The sequence below is a fragment of the Streptomyces sp. NPDC093097 genome, assembly GCF_044754325.1.
In the GTDB taxonomy this organism is placed as follows: domain Bacteria; phylum Actinomycetota; class Actinomycetes; order Streptomycetales; family Streptomycetaceae; genus Streptomyces.
Genome location: NZ_JBIVOW010000043.1, coordinates 1 through 21,760, shown reverse-complemented (window position 1 = coordinate 21,760; position 21,760 = coordinate 1). Strand labels below are relative to the sequence as shown.

The window sequence follows — 21,760 nt, the reverse complement described above, 5'->3', positions numbered from 1 at the left end:
AGAGACGGCCGTTCGGAGGCGGACTACTTGCAGCCGAGCTGGGCGTAGACCTTGTCGCCCGTCCACGCCCCGGTGGCCCACTGGTCCACGGCGGCCGGAGCGAAGCCGTACTGCGTCTTCAGCTGCTCGCCGAACCATGTGGCGAACGCGGCCGAGCCCTGCTGGCAGGAGTGGATGCCGTCCTTGCCGCGCTGTGCCTTGGCTGCCGTGCTGTCGGTGCCCCACAGGGTGGAGGCGTCGAGGAAGTGGACCGTGTCGGGATGCTTGTCCGCGACCTCCTTGGCGGACTTCGGCGCGGTCTTGATGGCGGCCTCGTGCGACGCGTAGAAGTCGTCCATCTTGAAGGGGGGTGCGGACACGATGAGAAGTTCGGCGCCCGCGTCGTTCACCATCTTGGCCAGACGTTCGTAGGCGGCGCGTTGTTCGCTGGGGGTCCCCCAGTCGTAGGTGGTGATCTGGTAGGCGACGACGTCCGGTTTGAGGGATTTCAGCTCCTTCGGGAGCTTCTCCCAGGTGGGCTGCGCGATCTCCCCGACGACACCGCCGCCCCCCGCGGCGGCGATCGACTTGAACTCCACGCGGCCGGCCGTCATCGCCGCGCTGAGGGGCGGTGCCTGAACCTCGCCGATGGAGTCACCCATCCACAGCATCTTGTGCGGCTTCGTGGTGTCCTTCTGGCCGCCGGGCGCCTGCTGGTCGGCGGCTGGGGCGGTGCTGCGGTCGGCGGTGGGCGCGGAGCCGTCGCCGGAGGCTTGGCAGGCGGTGAGCGCGAACGCGGCCGCCGTGGCGGCCAGGACGAGGCCCGCGGTACGGCGGGTGGGTCGCTGAAGAAGGGGGGAGGACGTGTTCTTGCTGTTCATGTCTCCAGAAGAACCCGCCCGGAGGCTGCTCGGGCGGGCCGTCATCGTTCCATCACGTACCGGAAGAGGGCCGGGCACAGAGAGCGGGCACTACTGTCATCCGGCCTTCGGGAAGCTGAAGGCGTAGCCCTCTTCGGCGAACCATGGAAGAAGCCGTTCCAGCGCTTCCATCGTCTGGGCGCGGTTCCCGCCGCCGTCGTGGAGGAGGACCGTCGGCCCCATGGACAGCTGCTCCTTCACGGTGCGGACGATGGTGTCCGCGCCGGGCTGTCGGAAGTCGCCGGGGTCGACGTTCCAGCCGAGGTTGCGCATCCCGTGGGCTGCCGCGATCTGGCGGCTCTGCGGCGTGAAGGCGCCGCCGGGGGCCCGGTAGTACCAGATCCGTTCGCCGCCGGACGCCTCGTCGATCATGTGCTTGGCGTCGAGGATCTCCTTCTCCTGGTAGGACACCGGCTTCTTGTCCATGGCGACGTCGTGGCTGACCGAGTGATTGCACAGACGGTGGCCCTCGGCGACGATCCGCCTGACGAGATCGGGGTGGGCGGCGGCATTGGGGCCGGTCAGACAGAACACGGCCTTGGCTTTGAACCGCTTCAGCAGTTCCAGGGCCTTCGGAGTCCAGCGCGGGTCCGGACCGTCGTCGAGGGTGAGATTCACCGCTTTCCCGCCGTCCTCGGCCTCTCGGACGATGGCCATGTCCACGATCGGCGCGGGCAGTGCGGGGTCGATCGCCGTGCTCGCCCCAGCCGTCTTACCGCCGGCCCCAGCCGTCTTACCGCCGGCCGCAGTCGTCTTACCGCCGGCCGCCCCAGCGGGCTGACCAGCACCTTTGTCCGCCATGACCGTGAAGGCGGCCGTTGCGGTCAGGACCAGAGCCACGGCGGTGACCACCGCTCGCCGCACCGTGCCAACGCGCCTGCCGTTGCCGTTTCCGGCGCTGTTCGTGTCTTTGCTCATGCGCCCGACGGAACCGGCCGCTCTACCGCGAACGGCTGGCTGTCATCGTTTCGTCAACGAATGCGAAACCGGGCGTCATACGCTTCCAGCACCCTGGTCAGAGAACACCACCCCTGCCGCCCACCTGGAGAAGAGCACCCCCCGATGGCACGAGTCCTGCTCGTCGAAGACGACCCCGCCGTGCAGAAGGGCGTCACCCTCGCGCTGAAGCGCCGAGGCCATGACGTGGAGGTCGCAGCGAGTGGCGAGACCGGACTCCTCACCCTGGAACGCTACCGGCCGGATCTGGTACTGCTCGACCTGATGCTGCCGGGGATGAGCGGCCTGGAGGTGTGCCGCCGGATCCGGGAGAGCAAACAGATCCCGATCATCATCCTCTCCGCCCGCGGAGACGAGATCGACATGGTCGTCGGCCTGGAAGCGGGTGCCGACGACTACATCATCAAACCCGCCAGCGGGGAGATCATCGAAGCCCGGATGAAAGCCGTCCTGCGCCGGGTCGCCCCCGCCCAGGACAGCCCCGCAGCCACGCCCACGACGACGGGAGCGGAACACCACGGCGAGCTGGCCGTGGACCGCACCAGCCTGGTCGTGGCCAAGCGCGGCACGGAGCTGGTCCTGGCTCCCTCCGAACTCAAGCTGCTGCTGTTCCTCACCGCCACACCCGGACAGGTCTACTCCCGCCACCAACTCCTGGAACAGGTCTGGGAGCACTCCTTCTACGGCGACGTCCGCCTCGTCGACGCCTGCGTGAAGCGGCTGCGCGCCAAGATCGAGGATGATCCGCGCGCGCCGGTGTACGTGCAGACGGTGCGCGGCTTCGGCTACCGCTTCGGCCCCCTGTGATGAAACTCAGGCTCCGCTTCCCCCGAGGGCTGCGGGCCCGGCTCGTGGTCGCCGTCCTGCTGGCCGTCGCCTTCGGCGCACTGCTCACCGCGGGTCTCACCTTCCGCCAGGCCCGCTCCTCCGTCCTGGAACGCACTCAGCACACCGTCGTCGCCGACCTGCGCATCCAACTCGATTCCCTCGCCCCCGGGCTGACCTTCCCACCCCGCACCGAGGACCTGCGCGGCCTGTCCCTCCAACTCGACCGGGCCGGAGGCTCCCGCGCCTGGCGTTCCGCCGCCTCCTACCAAGGCGGCGCACCGGTCTCGGCCTCTCCCACCGCACCGCCCGTGCCCGAAGAGCTCCGCGAAGCCGTTCGGACGAGCGGTCAGGCGACGTACCAGCGCATCGAACGCGACGGCCGCCCCTGGCTGGCCGTCGGCATGCCCGTCGCCTACGCCGCGGAGCCCGAAAAGTCCGCGAGCACCGGCAAGCCCTCCGGGCTGACCGTGTACGTCGCCACCCCCCTCGACGACGACGAAGCCGACATCTCCGCGCTGGTCACGGCGGCCCAGGCCGGGGCCGTCCCCGCCCTTGTCCTCGCTCTCATCCCCGCCCTGTTCGCCGCCCGCAGCGTCCTGCGCCCCGTACGGCGCCTGCGCAGCGGCGCCGAGCGCATCACCGCCGGCGAACTGGGCACCCGCCTCGACGCCGACGGCCACGACGAACTGGCCGATCTGACCCGCTCCTTCAACACCATGGCCGCAACCCTGCAAAAGGACGACGCCGAACTACGGCGCCTGGAAGCAGGAGCCCGCCGCTTCGCCGCCGACGTCGCCCACGAACTGCGCACCCCCCTCGCAGCCATGACCGCCGTCACCGAGGTCCTCGACGAGGACGCCGCCTCCGGCGTCCTCCCCCCTGACACCGCCGACGCCGTCCAACTCATCTGCGAGGAGACCCGTACCCTCGCCCGCATGGTCGAGGACCTGATGGAGGTCTCCCGCTTCGACGCCAAGGCCGCCCCGCTGCACGCCGAGGAACTGGACCTGCGCATCATCGTGACCAAAACCCTCCAACTGCGCGGCTGGGCCGACGACGAACGCGTCACCGCCGACATCCCCACCCCGGTACCGGTACGCGCCGACCCCCGCCGCGTCGACGTCATCCTCGCCAACCTCATCGGCAACGCACTGCGCCACGGCCTCCCACCGGTCACCGTCTCCGCCCGCGCCGAGAACGACCACGCGGTCATCACGGTCACCGATCACGGCCCCGGCATCCCCGACGACGTACTCCCGCACGTCTTCGAACGCTTCTACAAGGCCGACACGGCACGCACCCGCTCCGAAGGCAGCGGCCTCGGCCTGGCCATCGCCTACGAAAACGCCCACCTGCACGGCGGAACCCTCACCGCGGCCAACACCCCCGACGGCGGTGCGGTCTTCACCCTCACCCTGCCCCTCCCCGCCGCCCCACAGGACCAACCATGACCCGCCCCCCGTCCCGGCGCCGACGCACCCCCCGCACTGCCGCAGCCGCCCTCGGGGCCCTGACCCTGTCCACCCTGCTCATCGCCACAGTCACCGGCTGCTCGATCGGCCCCACCCACCCCGTGCACGCCGGCCCCCCGGCCTCCGGCATCCAACAACCCGGAACCGAAGCCCACTTCGCACGTCTCTACTTCGCCGGCCCCACCGGCATCCGCGCCGTCTCACGCCCCACGGACCGGCCACTCAGTCCCCAGCAAGCCCTCGACCTCCTCCTGGAGGGACCCACTCCCGCCGAACGCCAACGCGGCCTGATCAGCCAAGTACCACCGATGGCCGGCCAGCTCACCGCCACCGCGACCGACGGAGCCGTCGACGTCTCCGTCCCCCAAAAGGTCAGCACCGGCGACCTCGGCGTCACAGCAGTCAGCCAGATCGCCTGCACCGCCGCCCACGCCGACATCCGCGGAAACAAACCCCCCACACAGATCGACATCCGCATCCACGAGGGCCCCATCCGCCCCCAGACCCCCTGGACCGTCCGCTGCGGCCCCAATGGCGATGTGACACCGGTAAGGCGCTGACACACCACGCGCCAAACGGGACTGCCCACAGCGGTGAGCAGAAGAGACCAGCACGCTTCGATGCGCCCGCGATGCCCGGACGTGGCCCCGCGGGCCCCATGGGTGGGCTGTGGCTTGATTGCCCCAAGTGGGTCCAGGCCATTGTGCGTGGGATCGGCGTGCGAGGCCGCGTGTTACGGGTGGGGAGGAATTCGGGCTGTGGGGCGTGAGGGCGGAGACGCGATGTTCGCGGGGTGCGTGTGGGACACAGGTGGCCACCTGTTGCGGGCGCCAGTGCGCCGGGCATATGGCAGGGAATGACGGTCACAGGGAAACCCCCCCTTCCGTGGTGTCCGTCGCCGGGTCAGCCTTGCCCGGCGTACCGCAACGCACATCGTTGTAATTTCTCGCACACACGCATGACTCAGGCGGGTGTTGATGGGGGAACGGGGGAGAGGGGGCACAGGCAGTCAGCTGCCTGTCCCTGTGGAGTGACGCGCGCCGCGTGACGGTCGCGCGAACCAACTGCCCGGGCCTGACGGCTCGTTCCTCTTTCCGTCCAGCAGACCTTCGCACGGTCGCAGCACGGCCTGTGCCATGTGGCGTCGGCAGGCTGGGCGGACGGATGCCTGCTGCCCTGAGCGAAAGGACGACTTTCCCATGAGCGATGTCGAATCCCCAGGAGTGGAACGCCGACAACGGGGGCGTTCACGAATGGGGCTGACCAGGCGGGACAGAAGCGGTCGAAGATTGCTTCCCGCTGATGGGGCAGGCATTCGATATGGAGTGGAATCAGGGCGACTACGCACGGCAGAGTGGGGTGGTGAGTGAACTGTGGGCGCATACCCTGACGTGGGCAGATGTGGATCCGGCTCGACATCCGTTCGAGATGGACGACGATGCGGCGGAGGAGTTGGCGAGCCTTGTCGCGCCCTTGCTGCCCAGCGCTGAAGGCGCTCGCGAGGATCGCTGGCGCTCGCTGGATCCCGTCACCGAGTTCCTGGCGGGCCGGTACGGCCGATGGGCCTGCGGATGGAACTGGTCGGTCGGTGAGGGTGACGTCGACGGAGGTGTCGTCGAGGTCTGGTGCTGTTCATCCGACTCCGTGACGACCCCGGATGCGACTGCCCCGCTGGTTGTCGAGGCCCTTCAGGAATGGCGTGGTTGGCTGGAGGACCTGACGGAGCGATTCGCGGCCCTGGCTCCACCGGATAATACGCCGGTGTCTTCGGCGGACCTCTGGCACTGGGAGCGGGCGTGCACGCGCCTGGTCACCGTGGTGGCTGACCGCACCCAGGCCGAGAGCGGCTGGTACGGGCATTGCATGCAAGTCCTCCGATGGTTTCTCGCCTACAACGGCATCGACGAGGGCCCGGCCCAGGAAATCGTCAAGAATGCGGTCGGCGGACGGTTCGGCAGTTGGATCGCACCTGACGTTCCGGTGGTCGACGCGGTGAGCTCGCGGTTCGCCAGAGGCGTGGGCGGAATCGGATGACTTCCGGACCCGGCCAACCGAAGGACAGCCTTGCCGACTGGCTGCGCATCCGGCCGGAGATCCCCTGGCCATCCTGGCGCGGCGCATGCCTCGTCTCTGGAGCACCGGCCCGCGACAGCTTCCGGAACTTCTTCATGGCAACGCGGGGCGGACGTGACAGCGAGGGAACCGCGCGGGTCCTGACCGCCCTCGACTTGGCCTTCGCCGACGCGGAACAGGGCCAGCCGCTGACTTTCGCCCTCATGGCGAAGTGGCAGCGGACCGTGCTGGGCCACGACCTCGTCGATTTCCGCACGATGCCGGCCTTCGCGAAGGACGGACGGGAGCGCTACGGCCTTGTACCCGATACGCAGGGGCAATTCGAGCGCTGCCTGTCCGAGAGCGCTCAACTGGATCTGCCTCTCCCCTCAAGCGCCGCCCGGACCTACCTCGACGTCCTCTTCTTCCATCCGTTCGCGGACGGCAACGCGCGCGCGGCCATGCTGGCGTTGGCCTTCGTCCTGGCACGCGAAGGCGTCCTCATCGACCAGGTGCAACCACTGCAGACCACCCGCTGGGCCGACGACGCCGAAGGCGCGGCCGATCTGGCGGTGCTGCTCGGAATCCTGATCACCGCTGCGGAACGCCGTCTGTCCCACGCGAGGCGGTCATGAAGATACCCGTGATCGTGATCTGCCATGACAACTTCGCCACCAGCTTCCACAACGCGGCGGGCGCCGATCTCGTCGTCTACAACAGCCAGTGGATCCGGCGGGACGGCGAGATCTTCTACGCGCGCTGCCCGCAGGAGTTCCTGCCCAAGCGCACGGTCGTCGTCCGCCCACCCGTACTCGCGGAGGAATACCGCACCGAGCGAGCCGGGCGACTGCGCGACCCTGGTGAACCTCAACGCGGACAAGCGCGGCGAACTCTTCTGGCAGGTGGCGGCGTGGACACCGGAGTGGAAGTTCCTCGGCGTCCGCGGCGCCTACGGGCAGCAGGCCCTGCCGCCGTCCCGGCTGCCCAACTGCGAAGTGGTCGACGGCGTTCCGGGGAAGGAGATGCGCGAGCACGTCTACCGCCGTGCGCGCGTCATGCTGATGCCCAGCATCTACGAGTCGTGGGGACGGGTGGCCATCGAGGCGTTCGCGTGCGGCATCCCGGTGATCGCCCACCCCACCCCCGGGCTCGTCGAGTCCATGGGCGAGGCCGGGATCTTCGCCTACCGCGACGACGTCACCGCCTGGATCCACGCCCTGATGGCACTGAAGGACCCCAAGAACTGGGCCCGCGCCTCCCATCGGGCGAAGGCCCGGTCACGACAGCTGAGTGCTGCCCCGGACCTCGACATGTGGTGCGATGCGGTCGAGTCGCTGTGGGAGGCAAGCCGGCGCAGGTCCTTCCCCATCCGCAGCCTCGGCGCCCTCGTCGACACCGGCGACATGGGGCGCGGTCCCGGTGACGACGCCGCGGACCTGGGTATCGAACGCCACGCGTGACGGCGGCCCCGGAAAACCGCAGCGGCTGAATGGATATCAAACTTAGGCGAGGCTAACCTTGTTGGGTTGGATGGAGGGAACTCTGCGGAACACAACCGAGGAGTGAACATGGGAAACCTCAGCGGCAAGGTCGCGCTGGTCACCGGCAGCAGCCGGGGCATCGGGCGAGGCATCGCCGAACGCCTGGCCCGGGACGGCGCTCTGGTGGCCGTGCACTACGGCAGGAACGAGGCGGCGGCCGAGGAAACCGCCGCGGCCATCGCCGAGGCCGGTGGCCGGGTGTTCGTCGTGGGCGCCGAACTGGGCGTTCCTGGCGACGTGGACACGCTCATGGCCGGACTGGAGACCGGACTGCGCGCACATGGGGAATCGACGATCGACATCCTCGTGCACAACGCGGGGCTCAACCTCATGGGGCGACCGATCGAAGTTCTCACCCCTGAGGAGTTCGACCGGATGGTCGCGGTCAACATCAAGGCACCGTTCTTCCTCACCCAGCGACTGCTGCCACGACTGCGCGACGGGGGCCGGATCATCAACATCTCCTCCGTCTCGACCCGTATCGCCTCCGCCCACGGCATCGGCTATCCGCTCACCAAGGGCGCACTCGAAGTGTTCAGTCACACCCTGGCCAAGCACCTCGGCCCCCGCGGAATCACCGTGAACTCCGTCGCCGTCGGATACACCCGCACCGACATGACCGCCGAAGTGCTGGCCGATCCGGCGAACGTGGAGCGCAACATCAGCCTGACCGCCCTCGGCCGGATCGGCCAGGTCCCCGACATCGCCGACGCCGTCGCCTTCCTGGCCTCCGACGACGCTCGCTGGATCACCGGCACCAAGATCGACGTCACCGGCGGCGTCAACCTGTAGCAACCTCAACGCGAAGGCCGCACCTGGGGCCGGGGAACACCCGTGACCGTCCGGCCGTTGGACCGTCGATCTGCTCGTGATCCGCGACTCGCTACTCGTCCGAGCCGGTGGCCGAAGTCGGCGCCTCGGCAACGAAGAACAGGAAGCAGGGTTTGGTCGAAAGGTCGCGGAAGTCGTCGGGGAAGAGTTCACGGGCGGCCGGGTCGGGCTGCGGCTCGCTGATGGTGGAAAGGCGGAAGCCGGCGGTGGTGAAGGCATCGGTCATCGCGTGCAACGGCTTGCGCCAGAACTTCATCGGGACGGTCTGCCCGCCGAACGTCCAGTCGAAGCTGTAGCTGGTGGTCGCGAAGTAGTCGGGCCGAGGTTCCTGGATCGTGTAGGCCACGATCGGGTGGTCCACCGACGCGATCAGCCGGCCGCCGGGCCTGAGCACGCGCCGCAACTCGGCCAGCGTCGGCCCCCAGTCCTCCAGGTAGTGCAGGACCAGCGAAGAGACCACGTCGTCGAAGGCGCCATCGTCGAACGGCAAGCGGTCGCGAAGGTCGACCTGGTGCACGTCGGCGTCGTCACCGAGCCGTCGCTTGGCCAGTGCCAGCATCCCGGCGCTGGCGTCGATGCCGGTGACGATGGCACCGCGGTCGCGCAGTGCTGCGGACAGGGGGCCGGAGCCGCAGCCGGCGTCCAGGATCCGGCGGCCGGCCACGTCTCCGGCGAGGTCCAGCATCGCGGGCCGCGCGTAGTACGCGTTCACAAGGCTGCGCTCGTTGTCCGCCGAGTACGCCTCGGCGAAACTGTCGTAGTCATTCACCCGGGCCGGGTCCGCAGACCGGGCGAGGTGCTCGGGCACATCGGGTACGCGTTCCATCGGCACAGCGTAGTAGTCGCAAGATCCGCCGGACAGGCCCTTTCTGATCGTTTCAGAATGAGTTGAGCTGTGGTCTTGCGCTTGGCGATCTTGATCGGCAGGGGGTCCGGGGTGCCTGCTGACCTTGTTCCTGACGACTTGTGGGAGCGGGTGGCGCCGTTGTTGCCGCCCGCTCCCGAGCGGCGCCTTCTTCGGTGACTGCGGCGAGCGGTGACAGGTACTGGGCCTGCGGGCCGACGCGACGTTCTGAGACTTGCTCGTGTACGCCGTGCGCCTCGCGCCGAGGCCGACCCGTGCCGGAAGGCCGGCCACGCGGATGCGAAGGGATGACCGGCCCGAATCAAGTGTGGGGCCGGAGGCGGTCGTTGAGTGCGGCACCGACGTGGGGGCAGTTCTTCCGGATGGTGTCGAGGAAGGCGCGCAGCACCGGGGAGTGATCGCGGGCCGCGAAGGACAGGACGAGATCGGGCAGGGGCGTGCGCGGGGTCACTTCGCAGAACCGCACTCCCGGACGCGGGACCGCCCTCATGCGGGACGGCCCCAGGCCGACGCCCACGCCCGAGGCGGCGAGGCCGATGATCGTGTGCACGTCCCTCGCGACGGTCGCGCCGGCGAGAGCCGATGAGTCCGTGCCCAGCAGGGTGCGCAGTCCGGCGACTACCGCGGGCTCGTCCTCGCCGGCCGACACGATCAGCGGCGCTCGCCGCAACTGGTCGGCACTTACCGACTGTTGACCCGCGTACGGGTGCATCGTACTCACCACAGCGATCACGTGGTCGCGTCCGATCGGGACGGACACGAGATGCTCGGCTCCGGCACCCCGTGGCGGGCCGAGGGTGAGGGCCACGTCCAACTCCCCGGCGACGAGAGCTGAGCTGCTGCGGCTGGTCGCCATCTCGTGCAGTTCCAGTCTCACGTCGGGCCGTTCACGGCCGAACCGGCTCAGGACGCCCGGCAGCGGGTCGAGCAGTGCCGAGGCGATGAAGCCGAGGCGCAGACGTCCCGTCTCGCCGCGCGCGGCCCGGCCCGCGTCGACCGTGGCCGCCGCGATCTCGTCGAGCGCCCGGCGTGCCCGCGCGAGGAACGCCTCACCGGCGGCGGTCGGGAACACCCCCTGACGTGTGCGGTCGAACAGCCGGGCCCCGACCTCGCGCTCCAGGTCGGCGATCTGCTTGGACAGCGGTGGCTGCGCGATGCCCAGCTCGCCGGCCGCCCGGCCGAAGTGTTCGTGCTCGGCGAGAGCAACCGCGTACCGCAGGTGTCGCGCTTCCACGACTCGCCCTCCATCCCCTCGATCCCATCGGCTGCCGACAAGACCTCAAAGATATTGCCATGCCACTTACCAGATCTATGGATGGATGGCGCTGTGGTTCCTGTCTGGAATGGAGCCATGAAGAACGTCTCTCTGACCGACACCGTCTTCGTTTTCGTGCACGGCGCCTGGCACAGCTCCGGACAGTGGGCAGCGACGCAGCGCGCGCTGGCCGGACTGGGCGCTGCGAGCGTGGCCGTCGACATGCCGGGGCACGGCTTCGACGCACCCCTGCCCACCGGATACCTGCTGCCCGGCCAGCCGGGCCTGCTGACCGAGAAGTCACGGCTCGCCCCCCTGACGATGGACGACTGCGCCGAGGCAGTACTGAGCGTCCTGTGCCAGGTGCGTCACCATCGCACTGTCGTGCTCGTCGCGCACAGCGCGGGCGGCGGTCCCGCGTCCCTGGCCGCGGAGCGGGCGCCCGAGTTGGTGGACCGGATCGTCTACCTGTCCGCGTTCGTCCCGGGCGGGCGGCCGCGGTTCTTCGACTACCTGGGCTCACCCGAGAACGCCACCGCGCTGGGCCAGAACCTGAACCTCGGCGACCCCGAGACCCTGGGCGCCGTACGGATCAATCCGCTCTCACCGGATCCCGCCTACCTCGACGAACTGCGGGAAACCCACTACCACGACACCCCGCTGGACCGCTTCGACCGGTGGCGGTCCGCGCTGAGCCCTGATCTGCCCCTGGCGATCCCGACGGCTCCGGTCACCCTGACCGCGGCACGGTGGGGACGAATTCCACGAACTTTCCTGCGCTGCGCCGAGGACCGGGCGCTGGCACCGGCCGCGCAGGACCTGATGATCGCGGAAGCCGACCGGGCCTTCCCCGGTAACCCGTTCACTGTGCATACCCTGCCCGGCAGCCACAGTCCGTTCGCAGCCCGGCCGGGCGAGCTCGCCGCGGTCCTCGCCTCGTGAGCCGGCATCAGCGCGTGGACGGGGTGGGCGTGTTGCTGACCACCGTGGGCTTCGGTGCGCTGGTACTTCCGCGTTGTCGCGACGCAGGGTTGCTCGGCCGGCGAGGCCGTTGCTGCGACTGGGCCTTGACGGCCTGATGGGCTGCGCCCCGCCTGGAGTCCGGCGAGCATCGGTCGCAGAGCTGCTCTCGTGCGTCGCTGCTCATGCCGCGTCGACGTCGGAGACGTCGCGCCCCCGCGCCTTGCGTCGGCGCTGGTTGAGGGGGCGACCATCGTCGAGATGCCCAGTTCAGCGATGCTGCGAGCCAGTTGCGAGCCACTGCCGGGCCGGTGCCGGACCACAAGCGGGCCAGTGCCGGGCCACCGCGAACGGCGAGGGCCGCGGGGGACTCAGAGGTTGAGGATCAGGTCGGCGGCGCGGCCGAGCACTTCGGTCCGGGTGCGTCCTTCATGGTCGGTGGCCAGGGAGTGCTGTCCGATCGCCAGACAGAAGGCGAGCAGACTGCGGGCCTCGACCTCGTCGGGGTCGGAGCAGAAAGTGCCGATCATCTCGCGCAGCAGGGCCATGCGTCGGCTGTCCACTCGCCGCAGGCGTTCGGCGACCGCCTCGTCGTGCCGGGCCCAGTCGCGGACCGCGAGGTCGATGGGAAGCAGCCGGTCGCTGGAGAAGGTCAGCATGCCCGAGCGTCGGATCTTGGTCTTGGGGTCGCCGCCCTCGCGCTCGACCCGTTCGATCACCTCGTCGGTGCTCTCCCGCTCCCAGGTGTCGAGCATCGCTTCCAGCAGGGCGTCGCGGTCGTCGAAGTGCCCGTAGAACCCGCCCTTGGTGACGCCGAGTCGCTTCGCCAGCGCCTCGACCCTGACGGCGTCCGGACCGCCGCCGGCCAGCGCCCGCAGGCCTTCCTCCACCCACCTGTCGCGTGGTGTCCGGGTAGCGCCCACGATGTGTCCCACCTCACTCATCCACCGAATATACGCAACCGTACATTCGGTCTAGCCTCACTTATACGCAAGCGTATAACGCTTGCCGTGATCCCCGTACGACCGATGAGGGAGAACATCATGAAGGTTGGAATGGTGGCGTACCACTATCCGCACCCCACCCACCGCGACGAGTTCGTCTCGCGCGTCCATGAAGTCCGCCAGGTCATGCTGCGCACACCGGGATGCCTCTCGGCCGAGTGCTGGGTCTCCGGCGACGCAGTGCTTTCGATCGTGCAGTGGGAGTCCGAGGAAGCGCAGATCGCGGCGCTCGCCGCCGTGCAGGAATCCGGCGTGGACGTCACCTACGACGAGCGCGAATCACGCCCCCGCACGATCGTCCCACTCAAGGCGGCATGACCGCCCCACCACCTGGCTAACTCTGCGGGACGTCCTTGACGAACACGATCCCGTCGCTGTCCGCCAGGTGAGCCGGGTCGAGGGGGGCGTAGCCGAACCAGGGCGATACGCGGGGTGCCGGACGCGTGTCGCCGAGGGCGGTGGCCAGCCGCGGGGCGTCGACGACGCAGCGGTCCTCCGGGAGCGCGTACAGGAGCCCTTCGACGGTGTCCGGCGCCGGGGTGTCCACTCCCTGATGCCGCATCGTGCCGAGAGCCGTGGCCAGGAAGGCGTATCGCTCGCCGAGTCGGGCGCCGGCCAGTGCACCGGCGCTCCACCACTCCATCGGTCCCTGCCACATCTGCATCGTGCTCCTCTCCCGCTGGAGATGGGAGTTGTGGGCATGCGCCAGTGTCGGGCTCCGTTCGGCGAGGGCGAGGAGGTTGTCGGCCATCATCGAATCCCGCAGCGCGCACAGCCGCGTCATGCGGGCAGGTGAGGCGTCGGCCATCCGGAAGTGGTAGCGCAGCAGGCCGGTGGCGGTGCGCCCGTACAGGCGCGCCCGGTCCCAGTCCTCCCGCGAGGTGGTCGCGATCAGGTGTGGCCGCTGCTCGTCGAGCAGCGCCACCAGATCGTCGGCCAGCAGCCGCAGCTCCCTGGCCTCGGCCGACTGCCCCGCGGACTGGGCCGGGTCCGTCATCGCGGCGGGATCGGTCCACCGGTCGTCGGCGCCGAGCAGGCGGTCGAGCGTCTCCGCGGTGCAGGGGAGAAGACCTGCGTCCACTCGGGCCGCGAGGTAGTCGTGGAGTGCGGTGAGGGCCTGCCGGGGGCTCGCGGCGCCGGTCATCTCCAGCGGGCCGTCGAAACCGGCGAAGCGGAGTTGCTCGGAGGCGGGCCGGCCGTCGTTGTACGCGCGCATCCAGCGCACCAACTCGCGGTTGGGTGCGGACGCGTTGAACCACTCGTGGCTGAAGCCGCGTTCCATGACGTCGTCGAGGGTGCCCGTTCCCGAGGTGACGTAGTCGTCCACGACCAGGCCCCTCAGGCAGTCGCTCTCGATCGCGATCGTCCGGTAGCCCTCCTGCTCGACGAGTTGACGGAACAGTTCGTTGCGGAGTTCGCCCAGCGTGTCCGCGCCGTGGGTGGGCTCGCCCAGGGCGAGCAGCTGCGGCCGGGCCGGGAGCAGCTTCAGGACGGCGGCGGCCTCGACGGCATGGACGGTGTCTTTGATGTCAGTCGCCATGCCTTCAACGGTATCGTTGAACCCTCGGTTGAAACTTCCTCGCGATATCGGCAGGACCATGGGTCGGAACCCTCAAATCGACGGACACCTCAGGCCGGTTGACCTGGCCCGCGTGCACGGCCTGTCCACACAGGCGGTCAGGAACTACGAGGAGGCCGGCATCCTCCCGGCCGCCGACCGCACACCCCACGGCTACCGCACCTACACCCCGCTGCACGCGGGGGCGTTGAGCGCCTTCCTCGCCTTGGTGCCCGGCCACGGCCACCGGACGGCGACGTCGATCATGCGGGCGGTGAACCAGGGCGCGTCCGAGGAGGCGTTCCGTCTCATCGACGAGAGCCACGCCCAACTCCTCGACGACCGCCGGACCCTCCAGGCCGTGGAGAGCGCCCTGCGCGACCTGGAGCCGGCCATGGCGTCCGAGCCCGATGGAGGCTCCGGGCCGGCCGCGGCGCCCGGGCCCGGCAGCACGTTCATCGGGCCGCTGGCGGAGAAGCTCGGCATCCGGCCCGCGACGCTGCGCAAATGGGAACGCGCCGGGCTGGTGCGCCCGCGCCGCGACCCGCTGACCGGGTACCGCGTCTACGACGAGGCAGACGTGCGGGACGCCCGGCTGGCCCACCAACTCAGGCGGGGTGGCTACCTGTTGGAGCAGATCGCCCCGCTGCTCGACCAGGTACGGGTGGCCGGCGGGCTGGAGCTGCTGGCGGCCGCACTGGGTGACTGGCGCGGCCGACTGTCCGCCCGCGGGCGGGCGATGCTCGCCGGGGCCGCCGAGCTGGAGGCGTACCTCCGCGAGCGCGGATGAGACGTCGGTCGCCGGCCGAGGAGAGCAAGGGGCGCCAACGTTCCGCCTCGGCTGCCCATGCGCCGATGTCGGCCTGGTCGCGAGACCGGGGGAGTGGTGCAGGGGTGCGGATGCGCGGATCTTCCTGACCGCGGACCCCACGGCGGTTCCCACCACCCGTGGTGCCGTTCGTCGCCGAACGAGGTGGGGTGCGTTCACCGACCGGTCTGACACACCGCGGCAACCACCCCGCTGGACACTGGGTCCGCATCGGACCTCTGCCCGCCGTGCCTCTCTCCCCGCCGTGGCGCACTGGCCCTGGGGTCACATCGTCGTGGTGGAGCGTATGCCGAAGGTGCAGGGCCGGTTTCCGCCTCTGGAGCGAACGGCGGCCGGTCGGGGGCTTCGAGGATGGAGGGACCCAGATCCCTCCCGTCGATCGGAGTGCCGCATGCCTGCGACCTTTGTGCATCCTGCCGCCGTCATCCCGTTGTTCAGAGGCAGACTCGTGCCGTCCGCGCTGGTGATCGGCTCGATGGTTCCGGACGTCTACCAGTTGCCGTTCCCGAACCTCGGCATGCACGACTGGGTTCCGGGTCTCGTCTTCTGTCCGCTGCAGGCGGCGCTGATGCTGGCGGTCTTCCACACGCTGCTCAAACGCCCGCTGGTCGATCTCGCCGGCCCCCGGCTGCGGGCCAGGCTCGCGGGGCCGACCACCGGGTTCCGGTTGCGCGGCCCTGCCACGTTGGGCTGGATATGGCTGTCGGCCGTCCTGGGAACGGCCACTCACCTGCTGTTCGACGATATCTCCCATGGCCGGTACTTTGACTGGGGGCTCACACCGCTCGTCGGCAGCTACAGCGGCACCCAGCTGGTCCAGGAAGGGCTCTCGATGCTGGGGCTGGTCGTCCTGGTCCTGGCGTTCAGGTCGTGGTACCGGACGGCTCCCCGGGCCACGAATCCCGACGGGCTGCTGCCCGCCCTGCCGCGCTCGGCCCGGATCGCCGCTCGGGCAGGGTTGCTGGGCACTGTGGCGGCGGGCGTCGCCACGGAAGTAGCCCATCCCCGCATCGAGATCTACCGCACGTTTCAGCCCGCGCAGCTGCCGACCGGGTTCGACTACTTCTGGACCGTGACCGTCGACGCTTCGCTGCGCGGCGTGACCTGGGGTGTTACCGGGATTCTGGCGTACGCGGCGCTCTGGCAGGCGTGGCGGCTGTACGGCTGGCTACGGTCGAGCGGGCGGCGGGCGATTGTCCGTGGGTAGGCGCCTTCTGCTCGACTCCGGCATCGCTGTGGTGGCGGGCTTGCCGGCTCGTCGCGGCGTTGAGCGTGGTGCCGCTGAGGGTGTGCCGGCGCGTCGTCCGGGGCGCGGTGGGCTGTGCTCAGGGGGAGGTGGTCAGTCCGGCCTCGTGGGCGATGATCGCCGCGCGTACCCGATTGGCCGCGCCGAGCTTGTTCAGGATGCGGCCTACGTGCGCCTTCACGGTGCCGGTCTCGACACCGAGCCGGTCGGCGATCTCGCTGTTGGTCAGGCCGCTGCCGAGCAGGCCCAGTACTGCTTGCTCCCGGTCGGTGAGCGTGGCTACCTGGTTCCTGGCAGTGGTGGCGGTCTCGGTGTTGCCCCGGGCTGTCGACGCGCGCAGGGTGCGCAGTACGTGGCTGGTCACTTCGGGCGAGAGTACCGCTTCGCCTGCGGCCGCCGAGCGGACCGCCCGGATCAGTTCTTCGGGGTGGCTGCTCTTCAACAGGAAGCCGTCCGCGCCCGTGGTCAGTGCCTGGGCGACGTACTCCTCGTTGCCGAAGGTGGTGAGCATCAGCACTGCTGCCTGGGGCCGGGCGTCCTTGAGCCGGCGCACTGCGGGGAGTCCGCCCGCACCAGGCATCCGTACGTCGAGCAGGACGACATCCACGGGGACCCGGACCGCTTGGGCAACGGCTTCGTCGCCGTCGGCCGCCTCCGCAACGACCTCGATGTCGTCGGCGTGCCGCAGCACCAGCCGGATACCCGCGCGCACCAGCGCCTCGTCGTCCACGAGCAGGACTCTGATCATGAGGAACTCCGGGAGCGGTGGTGGCGGGCTAACGACTACCGGCCCGGATGTCGAACCGGGAGATGTCGATCAGCCGATCATCGCGGAAACAGTAACGCACCAGGTGGAGCGGCACCCCGGGCCGTTCCTGGCTCACGTACGGGTAGATGCAGTGCGCGCCGGCGGGCGGTCGCGACTCACGGCCGGCCGCGGCGGCACGGGCAAGGGGGTCGTCCTTGCCCGCCCGGTGCTCGACCGTTTCCTGGGACATGCCGAGCCGGATCGGCATGGGCTTGGTGAGAGGCACCGGCGGCGGGGCGTAGCGGTCCACCAGCCGCAGCCCGAGCAGCAGCAGGCCCCCGACCGCGAGCAGTCCCGCCGCCCCGGCCGCCAGACGCAGCGCACGGGACGGGCGGGTGAGCGCCGGGGCGGGGCTCTGCGGAGGCGCGGGAAGGTGCAGCGGAAGCAGCCGGGGCAGACAGGCATCCACGGCGAACCCCCCGCCCGTGGAGCGAGCCTCCAGCGTCCCGCCCAGCAACGCGACCCGTTCCCTGAGTCCGGCCAGGCCCAGCCCCGTACCGGAGCTCTCGGCACCCGCCTGCGAGGGACCGTTGTGCACGCTCACCCGCACATGGTCGCGCGTGGAGACGACACGGATCTCCAACGCCGCTCCGGGGGCGTGGCGATGCGCGTTGCTGAGCGCTTCGCGGACGATGCGGTGCAGCGCGAGCCTCAGGCGCGGCGGTGACCCCGCCAGGTCATCGCCGGTCCACTCCAGCAGGACGGTGGTTCCGGTGGCGCGCGAGGCGGCCGCGAGATCGGCCAGGTCGGCGCGCGTGCCGGTGGCCTCGGTGGGCCCGGTGTCGTCGATCGGCCCGAGCACGCCCAGTACTTCCTGCAGTTCGACCACCGCGAGCGCGGCGGTGGTGTGAATCTGTGCCGCTTCCGTGCGAAGCGACGGCTCTCGCCGGGCCAGGGCGAGTTCCAGGCCGCCGGAGTAGAGAGAGATCAGGCTCAGCCGGTGCCCGACGAGGTCGTGCATCTCAGCGGCGATGCGGGAGCGTTCGGCCAGCCGGGCCCTGCTGTCGGCCGCCAGCGCGCTGGCACGCAGGATCCGCACCGCCCGGTCCTGCTGGCCGGTCGCGACACCCGCCAGCACCGGTCCGACCACGGCCAGCACGGCCACGACCATCCCCAGCGGCACGATCTGCTCAGGTGAGGGGGCCCGGTACGGTGCCGTGGCCAGCGGCAGCAGCGACGCCGCCCCCAACACCACGCCCGGCCACCGCAGTACCCCCGCCCGTCGACCCGCCTCACAGGCAGCGACCGCCGTCAGCAACGCCACCGCGGGAACGGCGCCCGCCGCCGCCGAAAGACCTAGCAGTGCCACCGCGGGAAACCATCGCCGCAGCACCACCAGGACGACGCCGGCCAGCCCGACCAGCAACTCCCCCGCACCGCGGAACCCCCAGGCCAGGGACCACTCCAGAACGCCCGCCGTGGCACCCAGCACGGCGAGCGCCGCCAGCGCCTCGGCAACGGGACGCCACCAGGCCGAACGTGACAGGGGAATCGACAAAGAACGCGACACCCACCCATGATTACACAGAGTGACCAAGATCGTGCCGTCGATGTCGTTGCCCACAAGCCGACGCTGCGCAGCGCGCAGGTGCTGGGCGGGCTCAGCTCAGCGCGGGCCGCTTACGACGTGCGGCCCGCGACACCGGTGCGCTCCACAGCTCGTTCAAGTCGTCCTCGGAGGGCTCGTAGTCCTCCGGACAGGCGTCATCTGCTCGCTCGCGGGCGGCCTGGGTCGTGTCACGAACGTCGCGGCTCAGACGGGTCAGCAGGACGAGCGCCGGCTCGTGCCTGATCGGGGCGACGATGTCGCGCGTGCGGGCCGTGTCCCAGCCGGCGATTCTCAGCGCGGTGGACGCCAGCAACTCAGCTTGTCCGACAGCGACTCCCACGACATCGTCGTCGGTGGCGGCAGCGCCGATCAACCGGTTGCGGACCACTCGGGCGTTCTCCCAGCCACGCCAGGCCCCTTCCTGGTGGTCTGCTTCGCGGCCCCTCATGACGTCCTGGGACAGCGGCGGATACGCCAGCCCACCACCCGGCGCCTCAAGTGATCCACCTGCCGGTCAGCCAAAGGGCCCCGATATCGCGCGCAGGGCGTGGCACCGGGGCCCTCGGGAGGTTCAGGGCGGTTCCGCGGCGGCCGGGCTACTCGGCCTTGATGGCCTGGAGCATGTTGAGCTTCGCCGCCCGCCGGGCCGGCCACAGCGCGGCCAGTACGCCGACCATTGCGGCGAGGGCGAGGAAGAGACCCATCCGGCCCCAGGGCAGCACCGTTTCGTAGGTCGACAGTTGGCCGGTGGCCTTGATCAGCTCGCCGGTCGCCCAGGCGAAGAAGACGCCGAGGCCGATGCCGAGTACTCCGCCGAAGAGTGAGATCACCAGGGACTCCAGGCGGACCATCTGCTTGATGCCGCGGCGGTCCAGGCCGATGGCGCGCAGCATGCCGATCTCCTGCGCCCGTTCGAAGACCGACATTGCCAGGGTGTTGATGACGCCGAGCACCGCGACGATCACCGTCATCGCCATCAGGCCGTAGAGCATGTTCAGCATCAGCGTGAACATCTGGGCGATGTTGTCGGAGACGTCCTTCTTGTCCGCGACGGTGATCGCCGGGTTCTTGCCGAGCGCCGTGACCAGCTTGTCCTTGGACGCCGCGGTCGCGCCGTCCTTGGTCTTGACCATCACCTGCATGTCGGTGATGTGCTTCTGGTGTGGGGCGAGGGTGGCGTTGTCGAGGATGATGCCGTGGATGATCTGGTTGCGCTGGTAGACGCCGCCGATGGTGAGGGTGCCCTGCTTGCCGTCCTCGAAGGTCACCGGGAGGCGGGAGCCGGTGTGCCAGCCCTTCTCCTTGGCGGTGCTGTCGTCGACGACGGCGCGGTCGCCGCTGAGGGTGCCGAGGGCGCCCTCGCTGAAGTCGAGCTGGGTGAGCTTGCCGAAGTCCTTGCCGTTGATGCCGGTCAGGAACTCGGTGGTGGTGCCGATCCGGGCCGGGGAGTTGCGCAGCGGGCTGGACGCGGAGACCTCGTCTGTGGACGCGAGTTTCTTGGCCACGTCGGGGGAGAGCGGCGTCCGGCTCGCCATGGAGACCATGTAGTCGGCCTTCAGCGAGGCGGTGGCCATCTTGTCGATGGCTTGCTGGGCGCTGCCCGCGACCGCCGTCATGCCGGTGATCAGCATCAGTCCGATCATCAGCGCGGAGGCGGTGGCGGCCGTGCGGCGCGGGTTGCGGACCGCGTTCTGCCGGGCGAGGACGCCGGATATCCCGAACAGCCGCAGCACGGGGGCGGCCAGTGCGATCAGCGGGCGGGACAGCAGCGGCGTCAGGACCAGCACGCCGATCAGCAGCAGCCCCACACCGACGCCCATGATGGCCCGGCTGGACCCGCTATAGGACATCCCGGTGGCGGTCAGGACCGCGGCCGTGCCGGCGCCCGCGAAGAGCGCACCGATGGTGTTGCGGACCACCAGGGACTTGGTGGTGGCGGTGGCGTGCAGGCTGTTCATCGCGGCGATCGGCGGGATCTTCGCGGCCCGGCGGCCCGGCAGCCAGGCTGCCAGAACCGTGACGACGGTGCCGACCAGCAGGGATATCAGGATCGTGGACGGTGATACCACCAGCGGGCCGTCGGGCACCCTGGCGCCGGTGGCACCCACCAGTGCGCGCAGTGCGGCGGCGATGCCGATACCGGCCAGCAACCCGGTCACTGCGGCCACCGCGCCGACCACGAACGCCTCGATCAGCACCGAGCGGGTGATCTGGCGGCGGCTGGCGCCGACCGCGCGGAGCAGCGCCAGCTCCTTGGTGCGCTGGGCGACCAGCATGGTGAAGGTGTTGGTGATGATGAAGATGCCGACGAAGAGCGCGATACCGGCGAAGGCCAGCAGCGCGTTCTTCATGCCATCCATGGTGGTGGCGATGAACTTTGCCTGGTCGTCGACGAGTTGTTCGCCCGTGGTGGCGGTGGCGCCTTGCTTGGGCAGGATCTTCTCGACCGCGTCCTTCAAGGCTGTCTGAGAGGTGCCGGGGGCGGCCTTGATGTCGATCTCGCTGAATTCACCGGGCGCTGCGAACATCTTCTGAGCGGTGGCGGTGTCGAACAGCGCGAGGCTGCCGCCGGCCTTGACCGTGCCGTCGTCGGTGGTGAAGATGCCGGTCAGCTTCTGCTCGCGGACCGGGCCGTCGACGGATATCCGGACGGTGTCGCCGACCTTGTAGCCGCCGTGGTCGGCGGTGCGGGCGTCCAGCGCGAACTGGTCGGCGCCCTTAGGGGCGGCGCCGTCCCGCATCGGATAGCGGGCGTCGGAGCCGTCGGCGCCGGGGAAGTAGTTGCTGCCGCTGGTCGAGAAGCCTTCGCCGATCAGCTCGCCGCTCTTGTCGGCGATGGCGGTGAAGCCGGAGACGGTGCCGGTGGCGGAGGCGGCGCCGGGCACGCCGGCGGCCTTGTCGAGCAGCTTGTGGTCGAGCGGGGAGCGCGCACCGGGTGTGCTCTGGGTGTTGTCGGATGGCTTGATGGCCACGTCGACGTTGTCGAAGCCCTTGCGGGAGCTGGCCTGGGTGGCTTCGGAGATGGTGGAGGTGAAGACCAGGGTGCCGGAGACGAAGGCCACGCCGAGCATGACGGCGAGCACGGTCATCAGCAGCCGGGCCTTGT

The 21,760-nt window shown here is 69.8% G+C and carries 21 protein-coding genes; 11 read left to right on the top strand and 10 right to left on the bottom strand.

Annotated features, from left to right (window positions below; all coding sequences use genetic code 11):
- Window positions 1-23: 23 nt before the first annotated feature.
- Both ACIQE0_RS37875 and ACIQE0_RS37870 read right to left on the bottom strand, forming a co-directional pair.
- Window positions 24-860 (bottom strand): SGNH/GDSL hydrolase family protein, encoded by an 837-nt coding sequence (locus ACIQE0_RS37875; protein ID WP_402340705.1) that lies wholly within the window; start codon window positions 858-860, stop codon window positions 24-26.
- 96 nt (window positions 861-956) lie between these two features.
- Complete coding sequence (locus tag ACIQE0_RS37870; protein WP_402340702.1) at window positions 957-1,817, bottom strand: polysaccharide deacetylase family protein; 861 nt, start codon at window positions 1,815-1,817, stop codon at window positions 957-959.
- A 144-nt stretch (window positions 1,818-1,961) separates the two neighbouring features.
- On the opposite strand from ACIQE0_RS37870, the gene ACIQE0_RS37865 reads away from it, so the two are divergent.
- The 7 genes from ACIQE0_RS37865 (at window position 1,962) to ACIQE0_RS37835 (ending at window position 8,541) form a co-directional block, all read left to right on the top strand.
- Window positions 1,962-2,663 carry a response regulator gene (locus tag ACIQE0_RS37865; protein WP_402340699.1) on the top strand — a complete coding sequence of 234 codons (702 nt, stop codon included), beginning with the start codon at window positions 1,962-1,964 and terminating at the stop codon, window positions 2,661-2,663.
- On the top strand, window positions 2,663-4,135 hold the full coding sequence (locus ACIQE0_RS37860; protein WP_402340696.1) for an ATP-binding protein: 1,473 nt from the start codon (window positions 2,663-2,665) through the stop codon (window positions 4,133-4,135). The genes ACIQE0_RS37865 and ACIQE0_RS37860 overlap by 1 nt, the downstream gene beginning before the upstream one ends.
- Window positions 4,132-4,716 carry a GerMN domain-containing protein gene (locus ACIQE0_RS37855; protein WP_402340694.1) on the top strand — a complete coding sequence of 195 codons (585 nt, stop codon included), beginning with the start codon at window positions 4,132-4,134 and terminating at the stop codon, window positions 4,714-4,716. The genes ACIQE0_RS37860 and ACIQE0_RS37855 overlap by 4 nt, the downstream gene beginning before the upstream one ends.
- An 802-nt stretch (window positions 4,717-5,518) precedes the next feature.
- Window positions 5,519-6,190, top strand: a complete 672-nt coding sequence (locus ACIQE0_RS37850; protein WP_402340691.1) for a hypothetical protein — start codon at window positions 5,519-5,521, stop codon at window positions 6,188-6,190.
- Window positions 6,187-6,843, top strand: coding sequence for a Fic family protein (locus ACIQE0_RS37845; protein ID WP_402340688.1), 657 nt, complete (start codon window positions 6,187-6,189; stop codon window positions 6,841-6,843). Before ACIQE0_RS37850 ends, ACIQE0_RS37845 begins: the two co-directional genes overlap by 4 nt.
- A 225-nt stretch (window positions 6,844-7,068) precedes the next feature.
- The gene (locus ACIQE0_RS37840; RefSeq protein WP_402340685.1) at window positions 7,069-7,668 is read left to right on the top strand and encodes a glycosyltransferase; all 600 of its coding nucleotides are present in this window, start codon (window positions 7,069-7,071) and stop codon (window positions 7,666-7,668) included.
- A gap of 108 nt (window positions 7,669-7,776) precedes the next feature.
- The gene (locus ACIQE0_RS37835; protein WP_402340682.1) at window positions 7,777-8,541 is read left to right on the top strand and encodes an SDR family NAD(P)-dependent oxidoreductase; all 765 of its coding nucleotides are present in this window, start codon (window positions 7,777-7,779) and stop codon (window positions 8,539-8,541) included.
- 91 nt (window positions 8,542-8,632) lie between these two features.
- On the opposite strand, the gene ACIQE0_RS37830 is transcribed toward ACIQE0_RS37835, so the two are convergent.
- Complete coding sequence (locus ACIQE0_RS37830; RefSeq protein ID WP_402340679.1) at window positions 8,633-9,406, bottom strand: class I SAM-dependent methyltransferase; 774 nt, start codon at window positions 9,404-9,406, stop codon at window positions 8,633-8,635.
- Between the two features lie 340 nt (window positions 9,407-9,746).
- The gene (locus ACIQE0_RS37825; protein ID WP_402340677.1) at window positions 9,747-10,679 is read right to left on the bottom strand and encodes a LysR family transcriptional regulator; all 933 of its coding nucleotides are present in this window, start codon (window positions 10,677-10,679) and stop codon (window positions 9,747-9,749) included.
- A 117-nt stretch (window positions 10,680-10,796) separates the two neighbouring features.
- On the opposite strand from ACIQE0_RS37825, the gene ACIQE0_RS37820 reads away from it, so the two are divergent.
- Entirely contained in the window at window positions 10,797-11,642 is an 846-nt protein-coding gene (locus tag ACIQE0_RS37820) for an alpha/beta fold hydrolase (protein WP_402340674.1), read from the top strand.
- 389 nt (window positions 11,643-12,031) lie between these two features.
- Here the strand turns inward: ACIQE0_RS37820 and ACIQE0_RS37815 are convergent, their stop codons facing one another.
- Window positions 12,032-12,604: a TetR/AcrR family transcriptional regulator gene (locus ACIQE0_RS37815; protein WP_402340671.1), complete on the bottom strand. Its 573-nt coding sequence runs from the start codon at window positions 12,602-12,604 to the stop codon at window positions 12,032-12,034.
- 99 nt (window positions 12,605-12,703) lie between these two features.
- Here ACIQE0_RS37815 and ACIQE0_RS37810 point away from each other — a divergent pair, with 99 nt between their 5' ends.
- Window positions 12,704-12,982, top strand: coding sequence for an antibiotic biosynthesis monooxygenase (locus tag ACIQE0_RS37810; protein ID WP_366338370.1), 279 nt, complete (start codon window positions 12,704-12,706; stop codon window positions 12,980-12,982).
- Between the two features lie 16 nt (window positions 12,983-12,998).
- Here ACIQE0_RS37810 and ACIQE0_RS37805 read toward each other — a convergent pair whose 3' ends face one another.
- Window positions 12,999-14,204, bottom strand: a complete 1,206-nt coding sequence (locus ACIQE0_RS37805; RefSeq protein WP_402340668.1) for an erythromycin esterase family protein — start codon at window positions 14,202-14,204, stop codon at window positions 12,999-13,001.
- A gap of 58 nt (window positions 14,205-14,262) precedes the next feature.
- Here ACIQE0_RS37805 and ACIQE0_RS37800 point away from each other — a divergent pair, with 58 nt between their 5' ends.
- Window positions 14,263-15,012, top strand: a complete 750-nt coding sequence (locus ACIQE0_RS37800; RefSeq protein ID WP_402340665.1) for a TioE family transcriptional regulator — start codon at window positions 14,263-14,265, stop codon at window positions 15,010-15,012.
- A 430-nt stretch (window positions 15,013-15,442) separates the two neighbouring features.
- Entirely contained in the window at window positions 15,443-16,258 is an 816-nt protein-coding gene (locus tag ACIQE0_RS37795) for a DUF4184 family protein (RefSeq protein ID WP_402340662.1), read from the top strand.
- A gap of 118 nt (window positions 16,259-16,376) precedes the next feature.
- Here the strand turns inward: ACIQE0_RS37795 and ACIQE0_RS37790 are convergent, their stop codons facing one another.
- The 4 genes from ACIQE0_RS37790 to ACIQE0_RS37775 form a co-directional block, all read right to left on the bottom strand.
- A complete protein-coding gene (locus ACIQE0_RS37790) occupies window positions 16,377-17,045 on the bottom strand; it encodes a response regulator (RefSeq protein ID WP_402340659.1) in 669 nt (222 codons plus the stop codon).
- Between the two features lie 28 nt (window positions 17,046-17,073).
- Window positions 17,074-18,669 (bottom strand): sensor histidine kinase, encoded by a 1,596-nt coding sequence (locus ACIQE0_RS37785; protein ID WP_402340656.1) that lies wholly within the window; start codon window positions 18,667-18,669, stop codon window positions 17,074-17,076.
- 37 nt (window positions 18,670-18,706) lie between these two features.
- The gene (locus tag ACIQE0_RS37780; RefSeq protein ID WP_402340653.1) at window positions 18,707-19,042 is read right to left on the bottom strand and encodes a hypothetical protein; all 336 of its coding nucleotides are present in this window, start codon (window positions 19,040-19,042) and stop codon (window positions 18,707-18,709) included.
- A 208-nt stretch (window positions 19,043-19,250) separates the two neighbouring features.
- On the bottom strand, window positions 19,251-21,760 hold a 2,510-nt coding region (locus ACIQE0_RS37775; RefSeq protein WP_402340650.1), incomplete at its 5' end, for an ABC transporter permease.

What these genes read in the sequence shown, in the direction of transcription:
- ACIQE0_RS37875 (WP_402340705.1), bottom strand. Translation starts at nt 860, where the DNA reads ATGAACAGCAAGAACACGTCCTCCCCCCTTCTTCAGCGACCCACCCGC.
- ACIQE0_RS37870 (WP_402340702.1), bottom strand. Translation starts at nt 1,817, where the DNA reads ATGAGCAAAGACACGAACAGCGCCGGAAACGGCAACGGCAGGCGCGTT.
- ACIQE0_RS37865 (WP_402340699.1), top strand. Translation starts at nt 1,962, where the DNA reads ATGGCACGAGTCCTGCTCGTCGAAGACGACCCCGCCGTGCAGAAGGGC.
- ACIQE0_RS37860 (WP_402340696.1), top strand. Translation starts at nt 2,663, where the DNA reads ATGAAACTCAGGCTCCGCTTCCCCCGAGGGCTGCGGGCCCGGCTCGTG.
- ACIQE0_RS37855 (WP_402340694.1), top strand. Translation starts at nt 4,132, where the DNA reads ATGACCCGCCCCCCGTCCCGGCGCCGACGCACCCCCCGCACTGCCGCA.
- ACIQE0_RS37845 (WP_402340688.1), top strand. Translation starts at nt 6,187, where the DNA reads ATGACTTCCGGACCCGGCCAACCGAAGGACAGCCTTGCCGACTGGCTG.
- ACIQE0_RS37835 (WP_402340682.1), top strand. Translation starts at nt 7,777, where the DNA reads ATGGGAAACCTCAGCGGCAAGGTCGCGCTGGTCACCGGCAGCAGCCGG.
- ACIQE0_RS37830 (WP_402340679.1), bottom strand. Translation starts at nt 9,406, where the DNA reads ATGGAACGCGTACCCGATGTGCCCGAGCACCTCGCCCGGTCTGCGGAC.
- ACIQE0_RS37820 (WP_402340674.1), top strand. Translation starts at nt 10,797, where the DNA reads ATGAAGAACGTCTCTCTGACCGACACCGTCTTCGTTTTCGTGCACGGC.
- ACIQE0_RS37815 (WP_402340671.1), bottom strand. Translation starts at nt 12,604, where the DNA reads ATGAGTGAGGTGGGACACATCGTGGGCGCTACCCGGACACCACGCGAC.
- ACIQE0_RS37810 (WP_366338370.1), top strand. Translation starts at nt 12,704, where the DNA reads ATGAAGGTTGGAATGGTGGCGTACCACTATCCGCACCCCACCCACCGC.
- ACIQE0_RS37805 (WP_402340668.1), bottom strand. Translation starts at nt 14,204, where the DNA reads ATGGCGACTGACATCAAAGACACCGTCCATGCCGTCGAGGCCGCCGCC.
- ACIQE0_RS37800 (WP_402340665.1), top strand. Translation starts at nt 14,263, where the DNA reads ATGGGTCGGAACCCTCAAATCGACGGACACCTCAGGCCGGTTGACCTG.
- ACIQE0_RS37795 (WP_402340662.1), top strand. Translation starts at nt 15,443, where the DNA reads ATGCCTGCGACCTTTGTGCATCCTGCCGCCGTCATCCCGTTGTTCAGA.
- ACIQE0_RS37790 (WP_402340659.1), bottom strand. Translation starts at nt 17,045, where the DNA reads ATGATCAGAGTCCTGCTCGTGGACGACGAGGCGCTGGTGCGCGCGGGT.